19 protein-coding genes are annotated in these 21,725 nt (G+C 48.5%); 6 read left to right on the top strand and 13 right to left on the bottom strand.

Going from position 1 to position 21,725, the window contains the following annotated elements:
* Nucleotides 1-69 precede the first annotated feature (69 nt).
* The 11 genes from HMPREF3047_RS01090 to recO form a co-directional block, all read right to left on the bottom strand.
* Complete coding sequence (locus tag HMPREF3047_RS01090) at nt 70-1,281, bottom strand: acetate kinase (protein ID WP_049343851.1); 1,212 nt, start codon at nt 1,279-1,281, stop codon at nt 70-72.
* A gap of 211 nt (nt 1,282-1,492) precedes the next feature.
* Complete coding sequence (prpF, locus tag HMPREF3047_RS01085) at nt 1,493-2,662, bottom strand: 2-methylaconitate cis-trans isomerase PrpF (protein WP_070711961.1); 1,170 nt, start codon at nt 2,660-2,662, stop codon at nt 1,493-1,495.
* 118 nt (nt 2,663-2,780) lie between these two features.
* Entirely contained in the window at nt 2,781-5,387 is a 2,607-nt protein-coding gene (gene acnD, locus HMPREF3047_RS01080; protein ID WP_070711960.1) for a Fe/S-dependent 2-methylisocitrate dehydratase AcnD, read from the bottom strand.
* Between the two features lie 80 nt (nt 5,388-5,467).
* Nucleotides 5,468-6,256 (bottom strand): TSUP family transporter, encoded by a 789-nt coding sequence (locus HMPREF3047_RS01075; RefSeq protein ID WP_070711959.1) that lies wholly within the window; start codon nt 6,254-6,256, stop codon nt 5,468-5,470.
* Nucleotides 6,257-6,681: 425 nt separating this feature from the next.
* Nucleotides 6,682-7,836, bottom strand: a complete 1,155-nt coding sequence (gene prpC / locus HMPREF3047_RS01070; RefSeq protein WP_070711958.1) for a bifunctional 2-methylcitrate synthase/citrate synthase — start codon at nt 7,834-7,836, stop codon at nt 6,682-6,684.
* A gap of 84 nt (nt 7,837-7,920) precedes the next feature.
* Entirely contained in the window at nt 7,921-8,796 is an 876-nt protein-coding gene (prpB, locus tag HMPREF3047_RS01065) for a methylisocitrate lyase (protein WP_039862334.1), read from the bottom strand.
* Nucleotides 8,797-9,561: 765 nt separating this feature from the next.
* Nucleotides 9,562-9,984 carry a hypothetical protein gene (locus HMPREF3047_RS01060; RefSeq protein WP_070711957.1) on the bottom strand — a complete coding sequence of 141 codons (423 nt, stop codon included), beginning with the start codon at nt 9,982-9,984 and terminating at the stop codon, nt 9,562-9,564.
* Between the two features lies 1 nt (nt 9,985).
* Entirely contained in the window at nt 9,986-10,789 is an 804-nt protein-coding gene (locus tag HMPREF3047_RS01055) for an NUDIX domain-containing protein (protein WP_283122359.1), read from the bottom strand.
* 153 nt (nt 10,790-10,942) lie between these two features.
* A complete protein-coding gene (gene acpS / locus HMPREF3047_RS01050; protein WP_070711955.1) occupies nt 10,943-11,320 on the bottom strand; it encodes a holo-ACP synthase in 378 nt (125 codons plus the stop codon).
* Nucleotides 11,321-11,408: 88 nt separating this feature from the next.
* On the bottom strand, nt 11,409-12,137 hold the full coding sequence (pdxJ, locus tag HMPREF3047_RS01045) for a pyridoxine 5'-phosphate synthase (protein WP_070711954.1): 729 nt from the start codon (nt 12,135-12,137) through the stop codon (nt 11,409-11,411).
* Between the two features lie 69 nt (nt 12,138-12,206).
* Complete coding sequence (recO, locus tag HMPREF3047_RS01040; protein ID WP_070711953.1) at nt 12,207-12,950, bottom strand: DNA repair protein RecO; 744 nt, start codon at nt 12,948-12,950, stop codon at nt 12,207-12,209.
* Between the two features lie 140 nt (nt 12,951-13,090).
* Between recO and HMPREF3047_RS01035 the strand changes: the two genes are divergently transcribed.
* On the top strand, nt 13,091-14,527 hold the full coding sequence (locus HMPREF3047_RS01035) for a patatin-like phospholipase family protein (RefSeq protein ID WP_070711952.1): 1,437 nt from the start codon (nt 13,091-13,093) through the stop codon (nt 14,525-14,527).
* 112 nt (nt 14,528-14,639) lie between these two features.
* Nucleotides 14,640-15,374 (top strand): epoxyqueuosine reductase QueH, encoded by a 735-nt coding sequence (locus HMPREF3047_RS01030; RefSeq protein WP_070711951.1) that lies wholly within the window; start codon nt 14,640-14,642, stop codon nt 15,372-15,374.
* A gap of 51 nt (nt 15,375-15,425) precedes the next feature.
* Here the strand turns inward: HMPREF3047_RS01030 and HMPREF3047_RS01025 are convergent, their stop codons facing one another.
* The gene (locus tag HMPREF3047_RS01025) at nt 15,426-15,758 is read right to left on the bottom strand and encodes a stress response protein (RefSeq protein ID WP_070583918.1); all 333 of its coding nucleotides are present in this window, start codon (nt 15,756-15,758) and stop codon (nt 15,426-15,428) included.
* A 404-nt stretch (nt 15,759-16,162) separates the two neighbouring features.
* On the opposite strand from HMPREF3047_RS01025, the gene nrdA reads away from it, so the two are divergent.
* The 4 genes from nrdA (at nt 16,163) to yfaE (ending at nt 20,964) form a co-directional block, all read left to right on the top strand.
* A complete protein-coding gene (gene nrdA / locus HMPREF3047_RS01020) occupies nt 16,163-18,442 on the top strand; it encodes a class 1a ribonucleoside-diphosphate reductase subunit alpha (protein ID WP_070711950.1) in 2,280 nt (759 codons plus the stop codon).
* A 40-nt stretch (nt 18,443-18,482) separates the two neighbouring features.
* Nucleotides 18,483-19,346, top strand: coding sequence for a DUF4393 domain-containing protein (locus HMPREF3047_RS01015; protein WP_070711949.1), 864 nt, complete (start codon nt 18,483-18,485; stop codon nt 19,344-19,346).
* Between the two features lie 79 nt (nt 19,347-19,425).
* Entirely contained in the window at nt 19,426-20,559 is a 1,134-nt protein-coding gene (gene nrdB, locus HMPREF3047_RS01010) for a class Ia ribonucleoside-diphosphate reductase subunit beta (protein WP_141756537.1), read from the top strand.
* 105 nt (nt 20,560-20,664) lie between these two features.
* Nucleotides 20,665-20,964: a class I ribonucleotide reductase maintenance protein YfaE gene (gene yfaE / locus HMPREF3047_RS01005; protein WP_070711947.1), complete on the top strand. Its 300-nt coding sequence runs from the start codon at nt 20,665-20,667 to the stop codon at nt 20,962-20,964.
* Nucleotides 20,965-21,041: 77 nt separating this feature from the next.
* Here yfaE and HMPREF3047_RS01000 read toward each other — a convergent pair whose 3' ends face one another.
* On the bottom strand, nt 21,042-21,611 hold the full coding sequence (locus tag HMPREF3047_RS01000) for an acetate uptake transporter (RefSeq protein WP_070711946.1): 570 nt from the start codon (nt 21,609-21,611) through the stop codon (nt 21,042-21,044).
* Nucleotides 21,612-21,725: the final 114 nt, after the last annotated feature.

Here is a 21,725-nt window from a genome sequence, read left to right as displayed (position 1 = left end):
ATGTAATTAGAAAAGTGCGGATGATGAATCCGCACTTTTTATTGTTTATGGTCTAGGAAAATCTTCGTCCTAGCCTGCTTCTTCCATAAAGCCGGCCAACTGAGCCGTATCGTGGGCAATCATCAGCTCTTCATTGGTTGGAACAACCAAGACAGCCGGCATAGAACCTGTCGGGCTGATGATACCGGAGTTACCGTAGCGTTTGTCCATATTGGCTTTGGTGTCGATGTGCAGACCTAAGAAATCCAAGTAGGAAACAGTTTTAGCGCGGATATTACGCGAGTTTTCGCCGATACCGCCAGTAAATACCAGTGCGTCAACGCCACCACAAGCCACAGCCATCGAAGCAATGTATTTGGCAAGGCGGTAAGTCATCACTTCCAGAGCCAAGCGTGCGCCTTCATGGCCTTCATCCGCAGCAATTTCCAAAGAACGGCAGTCATTGGAGAGTTCGGAAATACCGAGCAAACCTGATTTTTTGTTCAGCATTTCATCAACTTGGGCAACATCCAAACCGGCGTGTGAAGTCAGATAGCTGTATACGCCCGGGTCGATGTCACCGCAGCGTGTACCCATTACCAAACCTTCAATCGGCGTGAAGCCCATACTGGTGTCAACGGATTTGCCGTTTTTGATGGCGGTAATGGATGCGCCGTTACCTAAGTGGGCAATAATCATACGGATGTCTTCCAGAGGTTTGCCCAAAATCCGTGCGGCTTCAGGGGCAACGTAACGCATGCTGGTACCGTGGAAACCGTAGCGGCGGAAAGCGTATTTTTTACGCAATTCGCGCGGAACGGCATAAGTGTAGGCACGCTCCGGCATGGTTTGGTGGAACGAAGTATCCATCACGCCGACATTGGGCAGACCCGGGAAATGCTCTTGCGCAGCCAAAATGCCGTTGATATTAGCAGGATTGTGCAGCGGAGCGAGCGGAATGCAGGCATTGAGTTCGTCCATTACTGCTTGATCGATCAAAACAGATTCGCTGTATTTTTCGCCGCCGTGGGCGATGCGGTGGCCGATAGCTTTAATGCGGTCGTGCAGGCCGTGTTTTTCAAGTTCTTTCAGCAACATACCTACGGCACCGGCATGATCGTTACGGCCGGTCAAAGCTGTTTGGCATTTTTTGCCGTCTTTGCTGAACGTAATGACTGCTTCGGGCGTACCCAAACGTTCGCCGAGACAGCTTAAGAGAACTTTGCCGTTTTTACGGTCGATAACGGCACCTTTGAGTGAAGAGCTGCCGCAGTTCAGAACAAGAATGAGTTGGTTGGACATGGTGTTTCTCCTTTGAATTTTTGATTATTTTTGGCTTCAGGCCGTCTGAAAAGAGCAAGAACATTTGAGAGCTTTTCAGATTGCCTTTGGTTTGGTGTTTAGTCAGGCTTTATGCCCAACCCTAATCTCCATTGCAGGTATCGCTACCTGACTAAAATCTGCTTATTTGGTTTTCAGACGGCCTTGTTTAGTGCTGCGGCCGTATGAAAACTTAAAAGCAATCTTCCGGCACTCGGACTTGTCCTTCCATAATCACGCGTGCGCTACGGCTCATAACCGCTTTGGTGGCCGTCCATTGGCCGTCCTGACATTCGGCGGCGGCACCGACACGCAGTGTGCCTGACGGATGACCGAAACGGACTTCTTTACGCGCTCCACCTCCGGCTGCAAGGTTGACCAGCGTACCGGACACGGCGGCAGCGGTAGCGATGGCAACTGAAGCGGTGCCCATCATGGCGTGGTGCAATTTGCCCATGCTCAGCGCGCGTACCAATAAGTCGATGTCGGCAGCTTTGACGGTTTTGCCGCTTGAAGCGGTGTAATCGGCCGCGGGGGCGACAAAAGCGACTTTCGGAGTATGCGCGCGGGTGGCAGCTTCGGATACATCGCTGATCAAACCCATTTTCAGCGCGCCATACGCGCGGATGGTTTCAAATTTTTCCAGGGCCGCGGCATCGTTGTTGATGTCGTCTTGCAACTCTTTGCCTGTGTAGCCCAAATCTGCGGCATTCAGGAAAATGGTTGGAATACCGGCATTGATAAGCGTGGCTTTCAGACGGCCTATATTCGGCACATCAATTTCATCGACCAAATTGCCGGTTGGGAACATACTGCCTTCGCCGTCGGCCGGATCTAAAAATTCGATTTGTACTTCAGCGGCAGGGAACGTTACGCCATCAAGCTCAAAATCGCCTGTTTCCAAAACTGCGCCGTTTTGCATCGGCACATGGGCAATAATGGTTTTGCCGATGTTTTTTTGCCAGATTTTGACGGTACAGATGCCGTCTGAAGGGATTTTGGATTTATCGACCAAGCCTTGTTCGATGGCAAATGCGCCCACGGCGGCGGTCAGATTACCGCAGTTGCCGCTCCAATCGACAAAAGGTTTGTCGATGGAAACTTGTCCAAACAAATAATCGACATCGTGATCGGCGCGTTCGGATTTATCCAAAATCACGGCTTTGCTGGTGGACGAACTGGCATTGCCCAAACCGTCAATCTGTTTGCCGTAAGGGTCTGGGCTGCCGAGTACGCGCAAAAGGATTTTGTCGCGTGCCTCGCCTGCTTCCTGCGCAGCGGCCGGCAGATCGGTACGTTTGAAGAAAATGCCTTTAGATGTACCGCCGCGGTAGTAAACGGCTGGAATTTTAATTTGCGGCATTCCGAATTCTCCTTTGTATTTTTTAGTATGGTTTTTTCAGACGGCCTCTCAAACATTCGAGGCCGTCTGAAAACCTTTTTGAGCGTAGCCCGGGCATTTTGACTATGCCCGATTTACCTTACGCTGCATTTCCTTCTAAAAAGTCTTGTGCGAAACGTTGCAATACGCCACCGGCTTCATATACCAACACTTCTTCTGCGGTATCGAGGCGGCAGGTAACCGGAACTTTGACGGTTTCGCCGTTTTTACGGTGGATGACGAGGGTCAGGTCGCAGCGCGGTGTGCGTTCGCCGACAACGTCGTAGGTTTCCGTGCCGTCCAGTTGCAGGGTGTGGCGGTTGGTACCCGGTTTGAACTGCAGCGGCAACACGCCCATACCGATCAAGTTGGTGCGGTGGATACGCTCGAAGCCTTCGGCAACAATCGCTTCCACACCGGCGAGGCGCACGCCTTTTGCAGCCCAGTCGCGGCTTGAGCCTTGACCGTAGTCCGCACCGGCAATGATGATGAGTGGCTGTTTGCGGTTCATATAGGTTTCGATGGCTTCCCACATGCGCATGGTTTGACCTTCTGGTTCAACGCGTGCCAGCGAACCTTGGCGTACGCTGCCGTCTTCGTTTCTCACCATTTCGTTAAACAGTTTCGGATTGGCGAAGGTTGCGCGTTGGGCGGTCAAGTGATCGCCGCGGTGGGTGGCGTAAGAGTTGAAGTCTTCTTCAGGCAAACCCATTTTCGCCAAATATTCGCCTGCGGCACTGCTGGCCAAAATCGCATTGGATGGCGAGAGGTGGTCGGTGGTAATGTTGTCGGGCAAAATCGCCAGCGGACGCATACCGCTCAATGTACGTTCCCCAGCCAATGCGCCTTCCCAGTAAGGCGGACGGCGGATGTAGGTGGACATAGGACGCCAGTCGTACAGCGGGCTTGGTGCTTTTTGCGCTGTGCCGGTGTCGAACATTGGGATATAAACGTCGCGGAATTGTTGCGGTTTCACATATTCGGCAACGATGGCATCGATTTCTTCATCGGTAGGCCAGATGTCTTTCAGGCGGATTTCTTTGCCGTCTGCAACGCCGAGTACGTCATTTTCAATATCGAAACGGATGCTGCCTGCCAGCGCGTAGGCAACGACCAACGGAGGCGAAGCGAGGAAAGCCTGTTTCGCATACGGATGGATACGGCCGTCGAAGTTGCGGTTGCCCGAAAGTACGGCGGTGGCGTACAAATCGCGGTCGATGATTTCTTTCTGGATTTTCGGATCCAGCGCGCCGCTCATGCCGTTACAGGTGGTACATGCGAAGGCAACGATACCGAAGCCGAGTTTTTCCATTTCAGGCAGCAGGCCTGCTTCTTTCAAATAGATTTCGGCTACTTTTGAACCCGGGGCAAACGAAGATTTCACCCAAGGTTTGCGTTGCAAGCCAAGACGGTTGGCATTGCGTGCCAACAGCGCGGCGGCAACAACGTTGCGCGGATTGGAAGTATTGGTACACGAAGTAATCGCGGCAATAATCACTGCACCGTCAGGCATTTGGCCGTCTGAAGGCTCTTCATAAGGTTTAGCCAAGCCTTTGCTGGCCAAATCGGCGGTTGCAAAACGGGCATGTGGGTTACTTGGGCCTGCCATGTTGCGTGTTACGCTGCTCAAATCAAATTTCAAAACACGAGGATAAACGGCGGTTTTCAAGGCATCTGCCCACAAGCCTGCGGTTTTGGCGTAGTTTTCCACCAATTTCACTTGCGCGTCGTCGCGGCCGGTCAGTTTCAAATAATCAATGGTCTGCTCATCAATAGCGAACATCGCAGCAGTCGCGCCGAACTCAGGGGTCATGTTGGAAATAGTGGCACGGTCGCCGATGGAGAGGCTTCTTGCGCCCACACCGAAGAATTCGACAAATGCTCCAACCACGCGCTCTTTACGCAAGAATTCGGTCAGCGCCAACACGATGTCGGTGGCAGTAATGCCCGGCTGGCGTTTGCCGGTCAGCTCAACACCGACAATATCAGGCAGACGCATCATGGACGCACGGCCCAACATTACGGTTTCGGCTTCCAAACCGCCCACACCCACGGAAATCACGCCCAATGAATCGACGTGCGGTGTATGTGAGTCTGTACCCACACAAGTATCAGGGAATGCCACGCCGTTTTTGACTTGGACAACCGGCGACATTTTTTCCAAGTTGATTTGGTGCATAATGCCGTTGCCCGCTGGAATCACGTCCACATTTTCAAATGCGGTTTTTGTCCAGTTGATGAAGTGGAAACGGTCTTCGTTGCGTCGATCTTCGATTTCGCGGTTTTTGCGAAAGGCGTCAGGATCGTAGCCGCCGCATTCAACGGCTAAAGAGTGGTCAACGATAAGCTGGGTTTGCACCACCGGATTCACTTTGGAAGGATCGCCGCCTTTTTCTGCAATCGCATCGCGCAGGCCTGCCAAATCCACCAACGCTGTCTGACCCAGAATATCGTGACACACCACGCGTGCCGGATACCAAGGAAAGTCGATTTCCTGTTTTCCCTCAATCAGCTGGCCCAGCCAGCTTTGCAGCGTAGGCAGGTCGACTTTGTCTGCGCGGTTGACCAAGTTCTCAGCCAAGATACGGCTTGTATAAGGCAGCTTGTCGTAAGAGCCTGGTTTGATATCTTCACACGCCTGACGCGCGTCGTAATATTCCAAATCTGTACCGGGCAGCGGTTTGCGGTAACGTTGGTTGGTAGCCATGTTCAGTTCTCCTGTGGATCTATTTTTCTTGTGGTTTGGGATTTCAGACGACGTTTGTTGAAGGGGTCGTCTGAAAGGGTTTAAAACATCGAAACAATCATTTGATACAGCGGATTTCTCTCGTCTATCAACAATTTCACAGCCATCGAAATGCTGATGACAATCAGCAGCGGCTTAATCAGCTTCGAGCCAAAACGGACGGCAAATCTCGCACCTAAATTCGCACCGACAAACGCACCGACCGCCATCGTTGCCGCAATCGGGAAAATAATCGAACCGTGTAGCAGGAATACCGATAGCGAACCAAGATTGCAGGCAACGTTCGCCAATTTGGTGTAAGACATCGCGTTCAACAGCTTACAGCCGAGCAAAACAATAAAGGCAATCAGAAAAAACGAGCCGACACCTGGTCCGAACACACCGTCGTAAAAACCCAAAAGCGGTGCAACCGTCAGCCCGAATAGAAAAAAAGACATTCTGGCTTTGCCTTCCTTACTGCCGTCGAGCTTGGGCGAAAACACAAAATACAGCGCGACAAATATCAACAAAACCGGTACGACCGCCAGCAGAATATCTTTGGAAACCAAGCTGACCGATAATGCACCGACCACGCCGCCTACAAACGATGCTGCCGCAATCGGGAGACCTTTCTTCCAATCAATCAAACCTTTGCGTGCAAAAGAAACCGTAGCCGAAAACGTAGCAGCGGCTGCTTGCAGCTTGTTGGTGGCAATTGCCGACACGGGAGGAATACCTGCCAACAAGAGTGCAGGCAGCGTAATCAAACCACCCCCACCCGCAATCGCATCGATAAATCCGGCAATCATCGCAACCAAACCCAAAGCGAGTATTATGTATAAATCTTCCATGTTTCTTATCCTGTTACTTGCGCCAATACAGGAACATCTTCTTCAATTAGGTTAAATTTTTAAACTTATTTCAGACAACCTTTCCAATAAGGCAAGGCCGTCTGAAACTATAAATTCTGTTTTATTGCTTGTTGTCTAAAATCTATTCGCGGTATGAAAAAAAATTGCTGCTCCGCTACCATCATTCCCGTATAGACGGAAATCCAAACTCAAATTTTTCGGCACTTTTTACAGCAGAACATTTCAACTTTTGAATTTCTGCCTGTATGGGAATGACGACAGCAGAGCAGCATGTTTTCCAAACGGCCGGCTCTCTCTCGCATACTGCACTAGGCCGTCGAAAAACGAAAACATCATTTATTCATTGTTTTCAAACGGCATTTCGAGATAGGGCGGGCTGGCGACCCACCCTGCTGTTACGCGTATTAGCGGTTTTCAATCTCCACGAATGCCAAATCTTCAGGGCCTGTGTAGTTTGCGCTTGGACGGATGATTTTGCCGTCTTTGCGTTGCTCGAGAACGTGTGCGCTCCAACCGGTTGTACGGGAAATTACGAACAGCGGTGTGAACATAGCGGTCGGTACGCCCAATTTTTGGTAGGAAACGGCGGAGAACCAGTCCAGATTCGGGAACATTTTTTTCTCTTCCCACATCACGCTCTCCAAACGTTCGGCAATGTCAAAGAGGCGCATATCGCCGGTTTCTTTGCTCAAACCGCGTGCCACTTCTTTAATGACAACGTTGCGAGGGTCGGAAATGGTGTACACCGGATGACCGAAACCGATCACGATTTCTTTGCGGCCGATGCGTTCGCGGATGTCTGCTTCGGCTTCGTCGGCATTGCGGTAGCGTTTTTGAATATCGTAAGCCACTTCGTTTGCGCCGCCGTGTTTCGGACCTTTCAACGCGCCGATTGCACCGGTAATGCTGGAGTACATATCAGAGCCTGTACCGGCAATCACGCGGGCGGTAAAGGTAGAAGCGTTGAACTCGTGTTCAGCATACAGAATCAGTGAAACGTGCATGGCTTTGATGTGTGATTCGCTTGGGCGTTTGCCGTGCAACAGGTGCAGGAAATGACCGCCGATGGTCTCTTCGTCGCTTTCAACTTCAATGCGTTTGCCGTTGTGCGAATATTGATACCAGTACAAGAGGATGCTGCCGAGGCTGGCGATCAGTTTGTCGGCGATATCGCGCGCTTCACTTTCCGGATGGCTTTCACGTTCAGGATGAACGCAGCCCAGCATGGATACGCCGGTACGCATCACGTCCATCGGATGGGTATGTGCAGGCAGGCTTTCCAAAACTTTGATCACACGGATAGGCAGGCCGCGCATGGATTTGAGCTTGGCTTTATAAGCGGCCAGCTCGAATTTGTTGGGCAGATGACCGTGAATCAGCAGGTGGGCGACTTCTTCAAACTCGCATTTTTGTGCCAAATCCAAGATGTCGTAACCGCGATAGCTCAAATCGTTGCCGGTACGGCCAACGGTACACAATTCGGTATTACCGGCCGCAACGCCAGAAAGCGCAACGGATTTTTTAGGTTTGAAGGTCGGGGTTTGAGTAGTTTCAGTCATGGTATTTCTCCTTTGTATTTTTATGGGTTTTATTTTTCAGACGGCCGATGCGGATTTGTTGAAAGGCCGTCTGAAAGCGGTTACTTATTTTTGAAACAATTTATCCAGTTTTTGCTCGAAGGCATGATAGTTCAGATGCTCGTACAGCTCGGCACGGGTTTGCATACTGTCAACCACTGCGGCCTGAGTGCCATCGCGCATAATCGCTTCATAAACATTCAGAGCGGCTTTGCTTGCTGCGCGGAATGATGACAGTGGATACAGCACCAGTGACACGCCGTTTTCAGCCAGCTCGCTTTGGGTATAAAGCGGAGTGGAACCAAACTCGGTAATGTTGGCCAATACAGGTACTTTCACTGCATCTGCAAATTGGCGGTACATTTTCAAATCGGTCATGGCTTCAGGGAAAATCATGTCTGCACCGGCTTCGACACAAGCCTGAGCGCGTTCGATAGCGGCATCCAAACCTTCTACCGCCAGCGCATCGGTACGCGCCATAATCACAAAGTTTTCATCAACACGGGCGTCTACGGCAGCTTTGATACGGTCAACCATTTCATCTTTAGAAACGATGGCTTTGTTCGGACGGTGGCCGCAGCGTTTCTGCGCTACCTGATCTTCGATGTGAACCGCTGCAACACCAGCGCGTTCAAAATTGCGAATGGTACGGGCAATATTGAATGCACCGCCCCAACCCACATCAATATCCACCAGCAAAGGCGTATCTACGTTGTCCGTAATGCGTCGTGCGTCGATCAGCACATCTTCCATTGTGGTAATACCCAAATCAGGGATACCGCAAGAGCAGGCTGCCACACCGCCGCCAGACAGATAGATTGCTTTGAAACCGCTTTGGGTGGCCAATCGTGCAAAGTAAGCATTGACACAACCGACTACGGCAAGAGGGTTTGATTCTTTCACGGCTTGGCGGAAACGTGCTCCGGCAGAGTGTTGACTCATCATATTTCTCCTTTATAGACTTTTTTTCAGTATTAATCGGACGGCTCAGTTTTTTCACAACTTGAAACGAACCGTTTAAAAAGAAACAATCGTTCTAAAAACTGTTTTCAGACGGCCTGTAAAATTTCAATCATCAACCATCTGAAAATTTAAAATCAATAAATACAAATAGTTATCAAAAACAATAAATACAATAAGGCTGAAGCGAAGGTATACGTTTTTTAATTTTTATTAATCAGTATATGAATGCTGTTGGGGATACAGATATTTTAAAACCCGAAGCGTTTGTAGGAATACGGAAACTGGATTCGGGTTGAGAGCCTTCAGACCGTCGGGACTGCCAATAAGCTGGCGGCGACGGGAGCGGCAGAGATGGGAGAAAATCTATAACAAGAGAGAGTGGTTTGATACAGATTCATGATGATGTTCCTTTGTAGTGCGATGTAGTTTTTATTTATGGAAACAAATTTAAAAAATAAAACCGGTCTTGTCAAACACTTTTTTCAAAAAAATTATAAAAAATTCAGTTATTAATAAACGATTTTTTTGCAACAAATGTAAAAAACGGACAGGTTGCACCACATCAAATCCTTGTGTGGCCTAGCTTCTGTCCGTTTTGTACTTTTGGCTGATAGTCAGAATAATTGTAAACAATCTGTCTAAAAATAATTTATAATTGATTCATTTATAAAGAACTTTTAAATATACCTTCTGAAAAAATTAAAATTTTTGCCTTTAAACTTTCAGACGGCCTTTGCATGATGACTACTCTGCACTAAATGCCGTCTGAAAAGTCTGTTTGCCAATGGTAATGTCGGTAGTGTAATCATGGCGGCCTTCGACGCAAAATGGCAAGCGGATTTGCGCAGCCTGCCAACTTTGCGGCGATTGTTGCGTCAGGTTGTAGCGGTTGAAGCCCATGTCCATGTTTTTCATACTGAAACTGATACTGACCGCGCCCGTATTCTTCGGGACATTCTCCACCACAATATCAAATGGCTCGTGCGTATTGATGGATGTTGCACGCACTTTTGAACCGTCAGGCAGGACGCAGCCTTGTGTCAAATTACATTCGACTACTTTCGTTTTTGATTGCTGTTGCTGCCACCAATCCAAGAGCAGCAGTTTGGCCGCCGCAAACACAATCAGTAAGACAGCGGCAATCAGTAGTTTTTGATTTTTACTCATTTCAGACGGCCTCAATGTCATTATCGGTCAAAACAGCATGCACACCCATGCTCTGCCACTGTTCGCGATAAATGGAAACCATACTTTCCGGAGCAGCTGCAATCAGCGGCATAGGCACGCCTTGCGCCAAAATATCGACAACTTGCTTGGCTGCCGCTTCATTCGCTACTTTCCAAACGACAGCATCGGCATTTTGCACCTGCTGCCATTGTGCGGCGTTTTCAATGATTGGCCACACGCTGGGTGCTTCTATCGGTTTGCCTTGTTGCCAATCGGCAAAATCCAACAATGCAGCAGATGCGGTTTGATGCTGAGCCGACAGATACGGCACAACATGATATTCGCCCATGCTGTTTTGACCGATAAATCCGCTTTTCAGACGGCCTTGAAGCTGGCGCGGAATGGATAGGGAACGTAATAATGCGCTATTGGCAGGCAACATCGGCGCAACGGTAAAATCCCCTGCCTTCTGCCATGCCCATTTCTGCCCTTCCCTCGATTGGATTTCGCCCGTCCATTGGTCGGCTTCCACCCATAAAAAATGCAGACGTACATGTGCGTGTTCGTAGGAATGGACTTTCGTCAGCCACGGCGTAGCGGCGAGGATACGGATGCCGAGTTCTTCTTCAAACTCGCGTTGCAAGGCTTGAAAATCACTTTCACCGGCTTCCACCTTGCCGCCGGCAAATTCCCAATAGCCGGCATACGGTTTGCCCTCGGGGCGGGAACTGAGCAGGTAGCGGCCGTTTTTGTCGAGCAAAATCCCGGCAACCACTTGCACCAATGGACGTGTGTCTTCAGTCATCATGAGATTATTCTTATATGAGGCAGGCGGCGACACCTGCCGATTTATGCGTAAAAAAACGATGTCGGGCCCATACGCCCGACTTTCAACAAATATCTAACCCTTCAGGCCGTCTGAAAAGGATTTTATCTTTCAGAATACTTAAATCCGGCCTTATTTTTCCGCAATGACAAAAGCCATGACGGTATCTTCTTCATCGCTCATGCTCAGATGACAACCGCTGATACCCTGCTCTTCTAGCCATTTGGTTAAAGCCGGTGCAAAAAATAACTCAGGTTTGCCCAATGCGTCATGTCCGACACCAATGTTGCGGAAAGACACCACGCCGCGTATGCCTGTACCGACGGCTTTGGCAAAAGCCTCTTTGGCGGCAAAGCGTTTAGCAAGATAGTTAACCGGTTTGCCTGCTTGCGGAAATTCCAACAGCTCTTCCGGGCTGAGAATGCGTTGCGCAAATGCCAGTCCGAATTTTTTGTTCAGGCGGATAATGCGTTTGAGGGAAACAATGTCTGTACCGATTCCATAAATCATGGGTCTGCTCCTTGTTTAAATAGTCAGGCCGTCTGAAAGTGTGAATACAGGCCAAAGCAAACCGCTTTAGCCTGTATGGCTGATGCCGTTAAGGCAGCATTCTGGCTCTGAACATGACTTCCTTCATTTGGCGGACAGCTTCTGGCAAGCCGAGGAAGAGTGCTTGGGAAATCAGCGAATGACCGATGTTCAACTCGCGGATGGCGAGAATTTGAGCAATCGGCGTAACGTTGTGAATGGTCAGGCCGTGTCCGGCATTGACGACCAAACCCAAATCGCTGGCGTAATGCGCACCGTTTTGAATGCGCTCGAATTGTTTCATCTGCTCGGCATGGCTGTGCGCATCGGCATATGCGCCGGTGTGCAATTCGATAACGGGCGCGCCGACATCATAAGCGGCTTGGATTTGCGCGTTGTCGGCATCGATAAACAAGGACACGCGGATGCCTGCGTCGGTCAGGATTTTGGTGAACTCGGCCACTTTATCCTGTTGCGCCAATACATCCAAACCGCCTTCAGTGGTCACTTCTTGACGTTTTTCAGGAACGATGCACACATCTTCCGGCATGACGTTGAGCGCATTTTCCAGCATTTCTTCCGTCAGCGCCATTTCCAAATTCAGACGCGTGCGGATGGCGTTTTTAACGGCAAACACGTCCGCATCTTTAATATGGCGGCGGTCTTCACGCAAGTGCATGGTAATTAAATCTGCGCCGTGGGTTTCCGCAATCAGCGCCGCTTCGACAGGGCTGGGATAAATCGTACCGCGCGCATTGCGGACGGTGGCAATATGGTCGATGTTTACGCCTAACAACATAATAATGTCCTTTCATTAAGGTTTCAGACGGCCTGAGTCATTACCTATCAAAGGCCGTCTGAAAAAAATTCAACTGCCCAAGCCAAACTGCTGCAACTGCTGCAAAACCTGCCGAGACTTGATGCCCTCGGGGAGAAGGTTGTCAATCAAAAGCCGCGTTACTTTCAAAGCCTGCCCCAGACTTTCCTGATGAACGAAGCTGCCTTCCCTCAAATCGATTAACGTCGCGCCCAATACGGCCACGCCCTTATTGAGCGCATGGAAACGGTCGGCCTCGGACAGGGGAACCACAGCCTCTTCCGGCGTGAGCCAATACGTTTCTTCGCCGTTGATTTCATTGCCGTTGCCGTCATGGAATAAATCGGGGGCAAATCCCAAGCGTGTCAGCAGCGACCATTCAAAACGGCGCAAAGCGGCAATGTGGTTGGCCTCGCAACAAATGGTTTTCATGGTTTCCGCCAAAACATCGTAAAGCTCGGGCAACGGATCTTCGCGGACGGTCAATTTCAGCATCAACTCGTTCACATACAATCCGCTGAACAAAGCCCTGCCCTGCGGCTGTGTCCACCCGCCTATCCATTCGGCGCGATGCAAAGTCTTCAACTCTTGCGAACCATACCAAGACGCGCTCACCGGCACAAACGGCACCAACACGCCGCGCAATTCGCTCTGCCGTTTGCGCGCGCTTCTGGCCAACAAAGCCACCCGCCCATAACGGCGGCTGAAAGCCTCCACCCACAAGCTGCTCTCGCGCCAAGGGGCAGAAGCAAGCAGAAAGATAGGTTCGTGGTTGATGCGGTTTGGTTGCGCCATAAGGGTTTGGAAAGATAAAGATTGTGTCGATTATAACGGAAAATCGACGCAAAAAGGCCGTCTGAAAGTCTACCTTCTATAAAGGCCGTCTGAAAACCTTTATAATCCGTTTTGAATGAATAACCGACTTTCCTGTGTTTATGCCAAAATTCCCTTTTAAATCCGCCCTTTCCCTGCTCTCCGCAGCCCTATTATCCGCCTGCTCGCTGGTAAAATATCAACCTATCGCCGGTATTGATACGGTCGACCTGCAACGCGGCTACCGCTTTGAAACCAGCCGGCTTCAGCGCAACGACGAAGACGATACGCTTGTTGTGTTGATGTTCTCCGGCGGCGGTACGCGTGCGGCGGCCTTGGGTTATGGCGTGTTGGTGCAGCTTCATAAGCAACAGATTACCATCGGCGGCAAAAAACAGTCTTTGATGTCGAATGTCGATGTGGTGGTCGGCGTATCCGGCGGCTCGGTTTTGGCAGCTTATTTTGCACTCAAGGGCGAAGAAACCATTCCTTTGTTTTATAAACGTTTCCTACACCAAAACTTCCAACGCCAAGTCGTCAAACAAGCATTTTCCATGTCCAATCTGCCCCGACTGGCCTCGCCTGAATACGGACGCGGCGATCTGTTGCAGGAGCAGTTTGAAAACTACCTTTTCGGTAAAACCACTTTCCGCGATTTGGAAAAAAATGCCAAAGGCCCGTTTGCCATCATTTCCGCCACCGATATGGGCATAGGCGAGCGTTTCAATTTCACACAGGAATATTTCGACCCGATGTGTATCGACTTGGGCGACTTGCGACTTGCCCGTGCCGTCGCCGCTTCAAGCTCCGTGCCCATGGTGTTTGCACCAATTACGCTTAATAACAACGGCGGCCATTGCCAATATACACTGCCGCTTCAACTTGTCTCCGACAGCGAAGCAGGTAAAAAACAGCTGCAAACCCGAAAAGAATTTTTCGAGCGTTTCCAAAAATACAGCAACAGCAAAAACCGTCCCTACATCCACCTTATCGACGGCGGCTTAACCGACAATCTGGGCATGCGCAGCCTTTTGGACATGACGGAGATGTATCCGGAAAAAATTCTGACGCATAAAATCAAACAAAACAAAATCCGCCATATTGTCGTCATCAACGTCAATGCCCAAAACGAAGTCAGCAGCGATTTAGATAAAAGCGCGGCTGTACCGGGCTTCCGCGATGTTATTTCCGCCATCGTGAATATCCCAATCGACCAACATTCGCAAGAGTCTTTGCGCCGCTTCAGGGCCTTTGTTGACCAATGGAACAAAGACAAGCAGAATGAAAACATCTATTTCTCTTTCGTCAGCCTGAATCTCAAAGACCTTCCGCCATCCCAGCTGAGGGACAAGGTATTGAATATCCCGACCAGTTTCTATCTGCCGCCGGAAGACGTGGACAATCTGCGCACTGCCGCCGCCGAACTGATGAAACAGTCGCTGGACTATCGCAACCTGCTGGCAGAATTCGGAGCGCACCCCAATCCAGACACCATCTTCGCAGCCCCGCCTCCTGATGCGCAAGAGTTCAAGCCATTGAACGAAAAGAAAAAGCAGTAGCAAACTGTTCCATAAAGTGCAGCTCTGTTAAAATATACGCTTCATCTTATATTTCAGACGGCCCCGATACCCAAGGCCGTCTGAAAAACTTAACAATAAATAGAATCCAACCATGACCGAATTAAACACTCCCATCGTTACCGATATTGACCGCCCTATCCTCGTTCCGCCGGGCGGCCATAAAAAAGTCCTGCTGCATTCCTGCTGCGCCCCATGTTCCGGCGAAGTGATGGAAGCCATGCTTGCCAGCGGCATCGACTACACCATTTATTTTTACAACCCCAATATCCATCCGCACAAAGAATATATGTTGCGCAAAGATGAAAATATGCGCTTTGCGGACAAATTCGGCATCCCCTTTGTCGATAAAGACGACGACTACGAAAATGACCGCAAAGAATGGTTTGCTAAAGCCAAAGGCATGGAATTCGAACCCGAACGCGGTATCCGCTGCACCATGTGTTTCGATATGCGTTTTGAAAAAGCGGCACAATATGCCCATGAAAACGGCTTTCATGTTTTCACCAGCTCACTGGGCATTTCACGCTGGAAAGACATGAAACAGATCAACGGCTGCGGCCATCGCGCCGCCGAGCCTTATGATGACTTGGTTTATTGGGATTTCAACTGGCGCAAAGGCGGTGGCAGCGCACGCATGATTGAAATCAGCAAGCGCGAGCATTTCTACCAACAAGAATATTGCGGTTGCGCCTACTCCCTGCGTGATTCCAATGCCCACCGCAAATCGCAAGGCCGCATCCCCATCAAGCTGGGCGTGTTGTATTACGGTGATGAATCCACCCAATACGAGCCTCAAGCCGAAAACAAAATCATTGTTGAGAAATAAATATCAAAGGCCGTCTGAAACATTCAGACGGCCTTTGTTCAAATCAGACGATTAACGGCGGCGGAATTTGCCGTGATCAAAATCATCAAATGCCTGATAAGCAGCTTGGCATTGAATTTTTTGCTCGGCATAAGGCAAACCGCGGAACGCTTTTGCCGCTTTACGGTTTTCTCTCAACTCGGCCTTGTTGCCTTTGTAGCGATACCAAGCGGCACGGCGCTCAAGGTATCTCTTACAAGCAGGATGCAATTTGTTTTTCTTCGCCTGCTGGTGTTTGCTCACATGATGGCCATGCGGTTTGGCCGCCGCTTCGGCAGAATAAGCACCCAAGCTCAATACGGCAACCGCCGCCAGTGCGGAACCTAAAGTTTTCAGTGTCAACATGATTCGCTCCCAGTTTAGGTTTGATAGTCATCCCATTATATGCCTCGCCTGATACCTCGACAAACTTCTCAATATGTTTCATGATAAATGAGTTTAAGCAATTACAGCACTATCCTTCTTGCTTTGCAAAATTTAACATACCGTCCATGAAGACAGAAGCTGAATATAAATTTCTTTATTTCATAAGCCTCTAGCCAATGTCTAACCAAATGTGATGCAAATGCAAAATAATGCCAAATCGCCACAAAGCCACATGAATCCTAGTCTGAGCCCTCCCTCTCCTTAATCAGCCCCCGAAAAAAGCGCATTGTCAAGTCTAGTTAAACAAAGAAAAATACATTATATTGTGCCGTTCAAAGCAATCACATACCGTATCTTGTGTTTTTTAATGGGAAGACTGAACAATGAATGCAGCAACGAATATTAAAGTAACCAAACGCGACGGACGCTTGGAAAATATCGATTTAGACAAAATCCACCGCGTTGTTACTTGGGCGGCAGAAGGCTTACAAAACGTCTCCGTATCGCAAGTTGAGCTCAAATCACATATTCAGTTTTACAATGGTATCCGTACCGACGATATCCATGAGACCATCATCAAGGCCGCGGCCGACTTGATCTCACAAGATACGCCCGATTATCAATATCTGGCTGCCCGCCTCGCCATTTTCCATCTGCGCAAAATCGCTTATGGCGAATTCGAACCGCCTCACCTCTACGATCACGTTAAAAAACTGACCGAGGCAGGCAAATACGACCGCCACATCATCGCAGATTACAGCCGCGAAGAATTCGACGAGCTGAATGCCTATATCGACCACAGCCGCGATATGACCTTCTCTTATGCAGCCGTAAAACAGCTGGAAGGCAAATATCTGGTTCAAAACCGCGTTACCCGCCAAATTTATGAAACACCGCAGTTTTTATACATTTTGGTGGCCATGTGTCTCTTCAGCAAATATCCGAAAGAGACCCGTTTGGATTACGTCAAACGCTTTTATGACGCTGTTTCCACATTCAAAGTATCGCTGCCTACGCCTATCATGAGCGGCGTGCGTACGCCTACCCGTCAATTCTCAAGTTGCGTGTTGATTGAATGCGACGACAGCCTCGACTCCATCAACGCCACCACCAGCGCGATTGTGAAATACGTTTCCCAGCGTGCAGGCATCGGCATCAACGCCGGCCGTATCCGCGGTTTGGGCAGTGAAATCCGCGGCGGAGAAGCGCAACACACTGGCTGTATCCCATTCTTCAAAATGTTTCAAGCGGCCGTTAAGTCCTGTTCGCAAGGCGGCGTACGCGGCGGCGCAGCGACCTTGTTCTACCCATTGTGGCACATTGAAGCCGAAAGCCTGTTGGTATTGAAAAACAACCGCGGCGTAGAAGACAACCGTATCCGCCAATTGGACTACGGCGTACAAATCAACCGCCTGTTGTACACCCGTTTGATCAAAGGCGGCAATATTACCCTGTTCTCGCCGAATGAAGTTCCGGGTTTGTATGATGCCTTCTTCGCCGACCAAGACGAATTCGAGCGCCTCTACACTCAATACGAACAAGATCCAAACATCCGCAAACGTACTTTGCCGGCAACAGAATTGTTCTCCACCCTGATGCAGGAGCGAGCCGGTACCGGTCGTATCTACATCCAAAACGTTGACCACTGCAACACGCACAGCCCGTTTGATCCGCGCGTTGCACCTGTTCATCAGTCCAACTTGTGCATGGAAATCGCCCTGCCGACCAAACCTTTGGACAACATCAACGATCCGAACGGCGAAATCGCCCTATGTACCTTGTCCGCCTTCAACTTGGGCGCATTGAACAACTTGGACGAACTGGAAGAGCTTTCCGATTTGACCGTACGCGCACTTGATGCACTGCTGGATTATCAAGACTATCCGGTTGCAGCTGCACGCACCGCAACCATGAACCGCCGCACACTCGGCATCGGTGTCATCAACTACGCCTACTATCTGGCGAAAAACGGCGTCCGTTACAGCGACGATTCCGCGCTCGGCCTGACCCACCGCACCTTTGAAGCCATGCAGTATTACCTGCTCAAAGCATCGGTAAACCTTGCCAAAGAATACGGCGCATGCCCGCTGTTCAACCAAACCGTTTATTCGCAAGGCAAACTGCCTATCGACACCTACAAAAAAGACTTGGACGCCGTGTGCAACGAGCCTTTGCACTACGACTGGGAAAGCTTGCGCGCCGACATCGTCAAATACGGTCTGCGCAACTCCACCCTGACCGCACTCATGCCGTCTGAAACCAGCTCGCAAATTGCCAACGCCACCAACGGCATCGAGCCTCCACGCGGCCTGGTCAGCGTTAAAGCATCAAAAGACGGTATTTTGAAACAAGTCGTACCAGAATTTGAAACCCTGAAAGATGCCTACGAAACCCTGTGGCAGCTTCCCGGCAACGAAGGCTACCTGAAACTTGTCGGCGTAATGCAAAAATTCGTCGATCAATCGATTTCCGCCAATACCGCCTACGACCCGAACAAATTTGAAGGCAGCAAAGTTTCCATGAAACAAATGCTGAAAGACCTGCTGACTGCCTACAAATACGGCGTCAAAACCCTGTACTACCACAATACCCGAGACGGTGCGGACGATACGCAAGCCGATATTCAAGATGACGGCTGCGCGGGCGGAGCTTGTAAGATTTGAGCATGTTAAAGATTGTTGAAGATTTCTAAGAAAATTGGATATGAGTATTATGGATACAACAGTTGTAACTGTTTTAACAGCAGGTGTCACAACGTTATTGACAAAGGGAGCTGAAGCACCGGCTCATACATTAAATTTAGTATGGAAGCAAGTATTTGGTTCTTGTGATTTATGGTTGGAAAAACAGCAACTGAAAAGGAAAAAAGAGTTAGATGATTTTAGTAATAGACTTAATGAAAATTTAGAAAAAATTCCTCAAGAAGAAATTCAAGAACCGAAATATAGTATTTTGGGGCCTGTCATCGAAGCATCTCAATATTACCTTGAAGAAGAGGAGCTTAGAGAAATATTTGCGAAGTTGGTATCAGCCTCTTTCGATGCTAGGAATAATGGAAAAATCCATAATAGCTTTGTTGAAAAAGTTAAGTCTTTGTCGTCCGATGATGCGAAATTACTTCAATTAATGAAAGAGTCAAAAAGTGTAGCGATTGGAAAATATTATATTGAAGATAACAATGGGGATGGATACTATGATCTTAGTTCAATTGTTTGCCTTGTACTTGGAGAAAAGAACATAGAAAAAATAGCTGTATCCATAGATAATTTAGTTCAATTAGGTTTGGTACAAATTGATTTAGATAAATATTTTACAAATGACAAAGTATATGAAGATTTTTACACCACTGACTTGTTTATGGATTTAAGTAGAAATAATCTAGTTACGAATAGGAGATTGGAAGTTCAAAAATTATTAGAAAAATATCCTAAAGATAAAATTGCTTCGGATAATAATGTTTCTATTTCAGATATCGAAAATTACTTAGTAGAAAAGGAATTAAAGTTAAAAAAAGGTATATGTGAATTAACTTCAATGGGGAAAGTATTTGTGGATATATGTTGTTAATTTATATAATAAAATGTTTTTTTAAGATGTAAATTCTATTCTTAGGAAGAGAAATACCATGTCCTGCGAACACTTAACCATGTCATACAGCACCTTTTCCAAAACCAAAAACGACGCGCTGAAAGAGCCGATGTTTTTTGGTCAGCCGGTGAATGTTGCCCGTTATGACCAGCAGAAATACGAAGTATTTGAAAAACTGATTGAAAAGCAGCTGTCGTTTTTCTGGCGTCCGGAAGAAATCGACGTGTCGCGCGACCGTATCGACTATGCGAACTTGCCCGAACACGAAAAACATATTTTCATCAGCAATCTGAAATACCAAACTCTGCTCGATTCGATCCAAGGCCGCAGCCCAAATGTTGCGTTCTTGCCTTTGGTGTCGATTCCCGAGCTGGAAACTTGGATTGAAACGTGGAGCTTCAGCGAAACCATTCACTCGCGCAGCTACACTCATATCATCCGTAATATCGTGAATGATCCTTCGGTCGTGTTCGATGATATTGTGCAAAACAAATACATCATCGCCCGTGCTGAAGACATTGCCTGCTATTACGATGATTTGATTGAATACACCCAGTATTACAATCTGCTGGGCGAAGGCACGCACAATGTCGGCGGCAAGCTTGTTACCGTATCTTTGCGCGAGTTGAAGAAAAAACTCTATCTCTGCCTGATGTGCGTCAACGTATTGGAAGCCATCCGCTTCTACGTTTCATTTGCCTGCTCGTTCGCCTTTGCCGAGCGCGAATTGATGGAAGGCAACGCTAAAATCATCAAGCTGATTGCCCGTGACGAAGCCCTGCATTTGACCAGCACCCAGCATATGCTCAACCTGATGCGTGCCGGTGCCGATGATTCTGAAATGGCTGAAATTGCCGATGAATTGCAGGACGAGTGCTTCAACCTCTTCAAAAAAGCAGCCGAGCAGGAAAAAGAATGGGCTGCCTATCTGTTTAAAGACGGCTCAATGATTGGCCTGAATAAAGAAATTCTGGCTCAATACGTTGAATACATTACCAATCTGCGTATGCAGGCGGTTGGCCTTCCTGCCGGATTTGAAGGTGCGACTCAAAATCCGATTCCTTGGATCAACGCATGGTTGTCTTCTGACAATGTACAGGTTGCGCCACAGGAAGTAGAAATTTCCTCTTACCTGATTGGTCAGATTGATTCGGAAGTCAATGCCGACGATTTAGGCGATTTCGAGCTGTAATCGAACATTCGGTTTTATGATCAAGGCCGTCTGAACGGTGTGGCAGAAATCTTTGATTTCGTCTTTACACCGTTTCAGACGGCCTTTCCAATCCAAACAAATCATATGGCACTCATCAGCACACACGACAAAACCTTCCAACTCCAACAAGGCGAAACCTTATTGGAGGGCTTGGAGCGCACCGGACACGAGGTTGAATACCAATGTCGCAGCGGCTATTGCGGTTCATGCCGGGTCAAAATCTTGGATGGGAAAGTCTCTTATGATAATTTTCTGCTCGCTTTTGTCGCGCCCGGAGAAATTTTGCCGTGCTGCTGTCGGGTTACCGAAGACATCAAGCTTGATTGTCGGGAGCGAATTAAAGAGCCGGATTTATTTGATGTCGATTTATTTGAAGACAAATAAAAAATGCCGTCTGAACATTGCGGTCGAAATCTTTGATTTCATTTCCACCGTTCAAACGGCATTTTGTTTAAGCAACCTTATTTACGCTCGCCAACCGGCAAAACAGTACGGCCAAAAGATTCGTTGATGACCTCTGCCGCTGCCAAGTAGAACGCACCAAGTGCAGTTACCAAGCCTAAGCAACCGCCGATATGGACGATGCTATGATTTTCCATGCCATCGCCAATACCCAATGCAAAGAAAGTCAGTGTCAAGAAAAAGAAAATACCGCTCAATACTTTAGGCTTGGTCAAGGTGGCCACAAACATCATCAGCGAAAACATACCCCATGCGCAAAGATACCAGCCGATAAATGCCGGAGCTGTTTCACCTTTGAAAAAGATGGTAAACAAAGCCCATGTCCACCAGAAGGCGCCATAGCTGATAAAAGCGGTAAAGCCAAACGTATTGCCTTTCTTGAACTCAAACATACCGGCAATAACTTGGGCGATACCACCAAAGGCGAGAGCCATGCCCAAAACTAAGCCGACACCCTCTTGAGCAGTAAAAAAGCCGCCGTTAATCAGACTGAGCAACCAAGTTGTCAATGCAAAGCCACACAGGCCTACTGGACCTGGGTTCGCCAGGTTTTCTTTAGTAGTAGTCATTTTATTTCTCCTCTGGTTATTAAAATAGGAAACCCATTGTTACCTATTTTATTTAAAATTAAAAGAAATAAATTTAAAAAAATCAGGCCGTCTGAAAAATATTTTTCAGACGGC

The organism is Neisseria sp. HMSC075C10 (assembly GCF_001815615.1).
Classification (GTDB): domain Bacteria; phylum Pseudomonadota; class Gammaproteobacteria; order Burkholderiales; family Neisseriaceae; genus Neisseria; species Neisseria subflava_A.
Note: the sequence above shows the minus strand (reverse complement) of the source record. Positions and strands in the feature narration are given on the sequence as shown.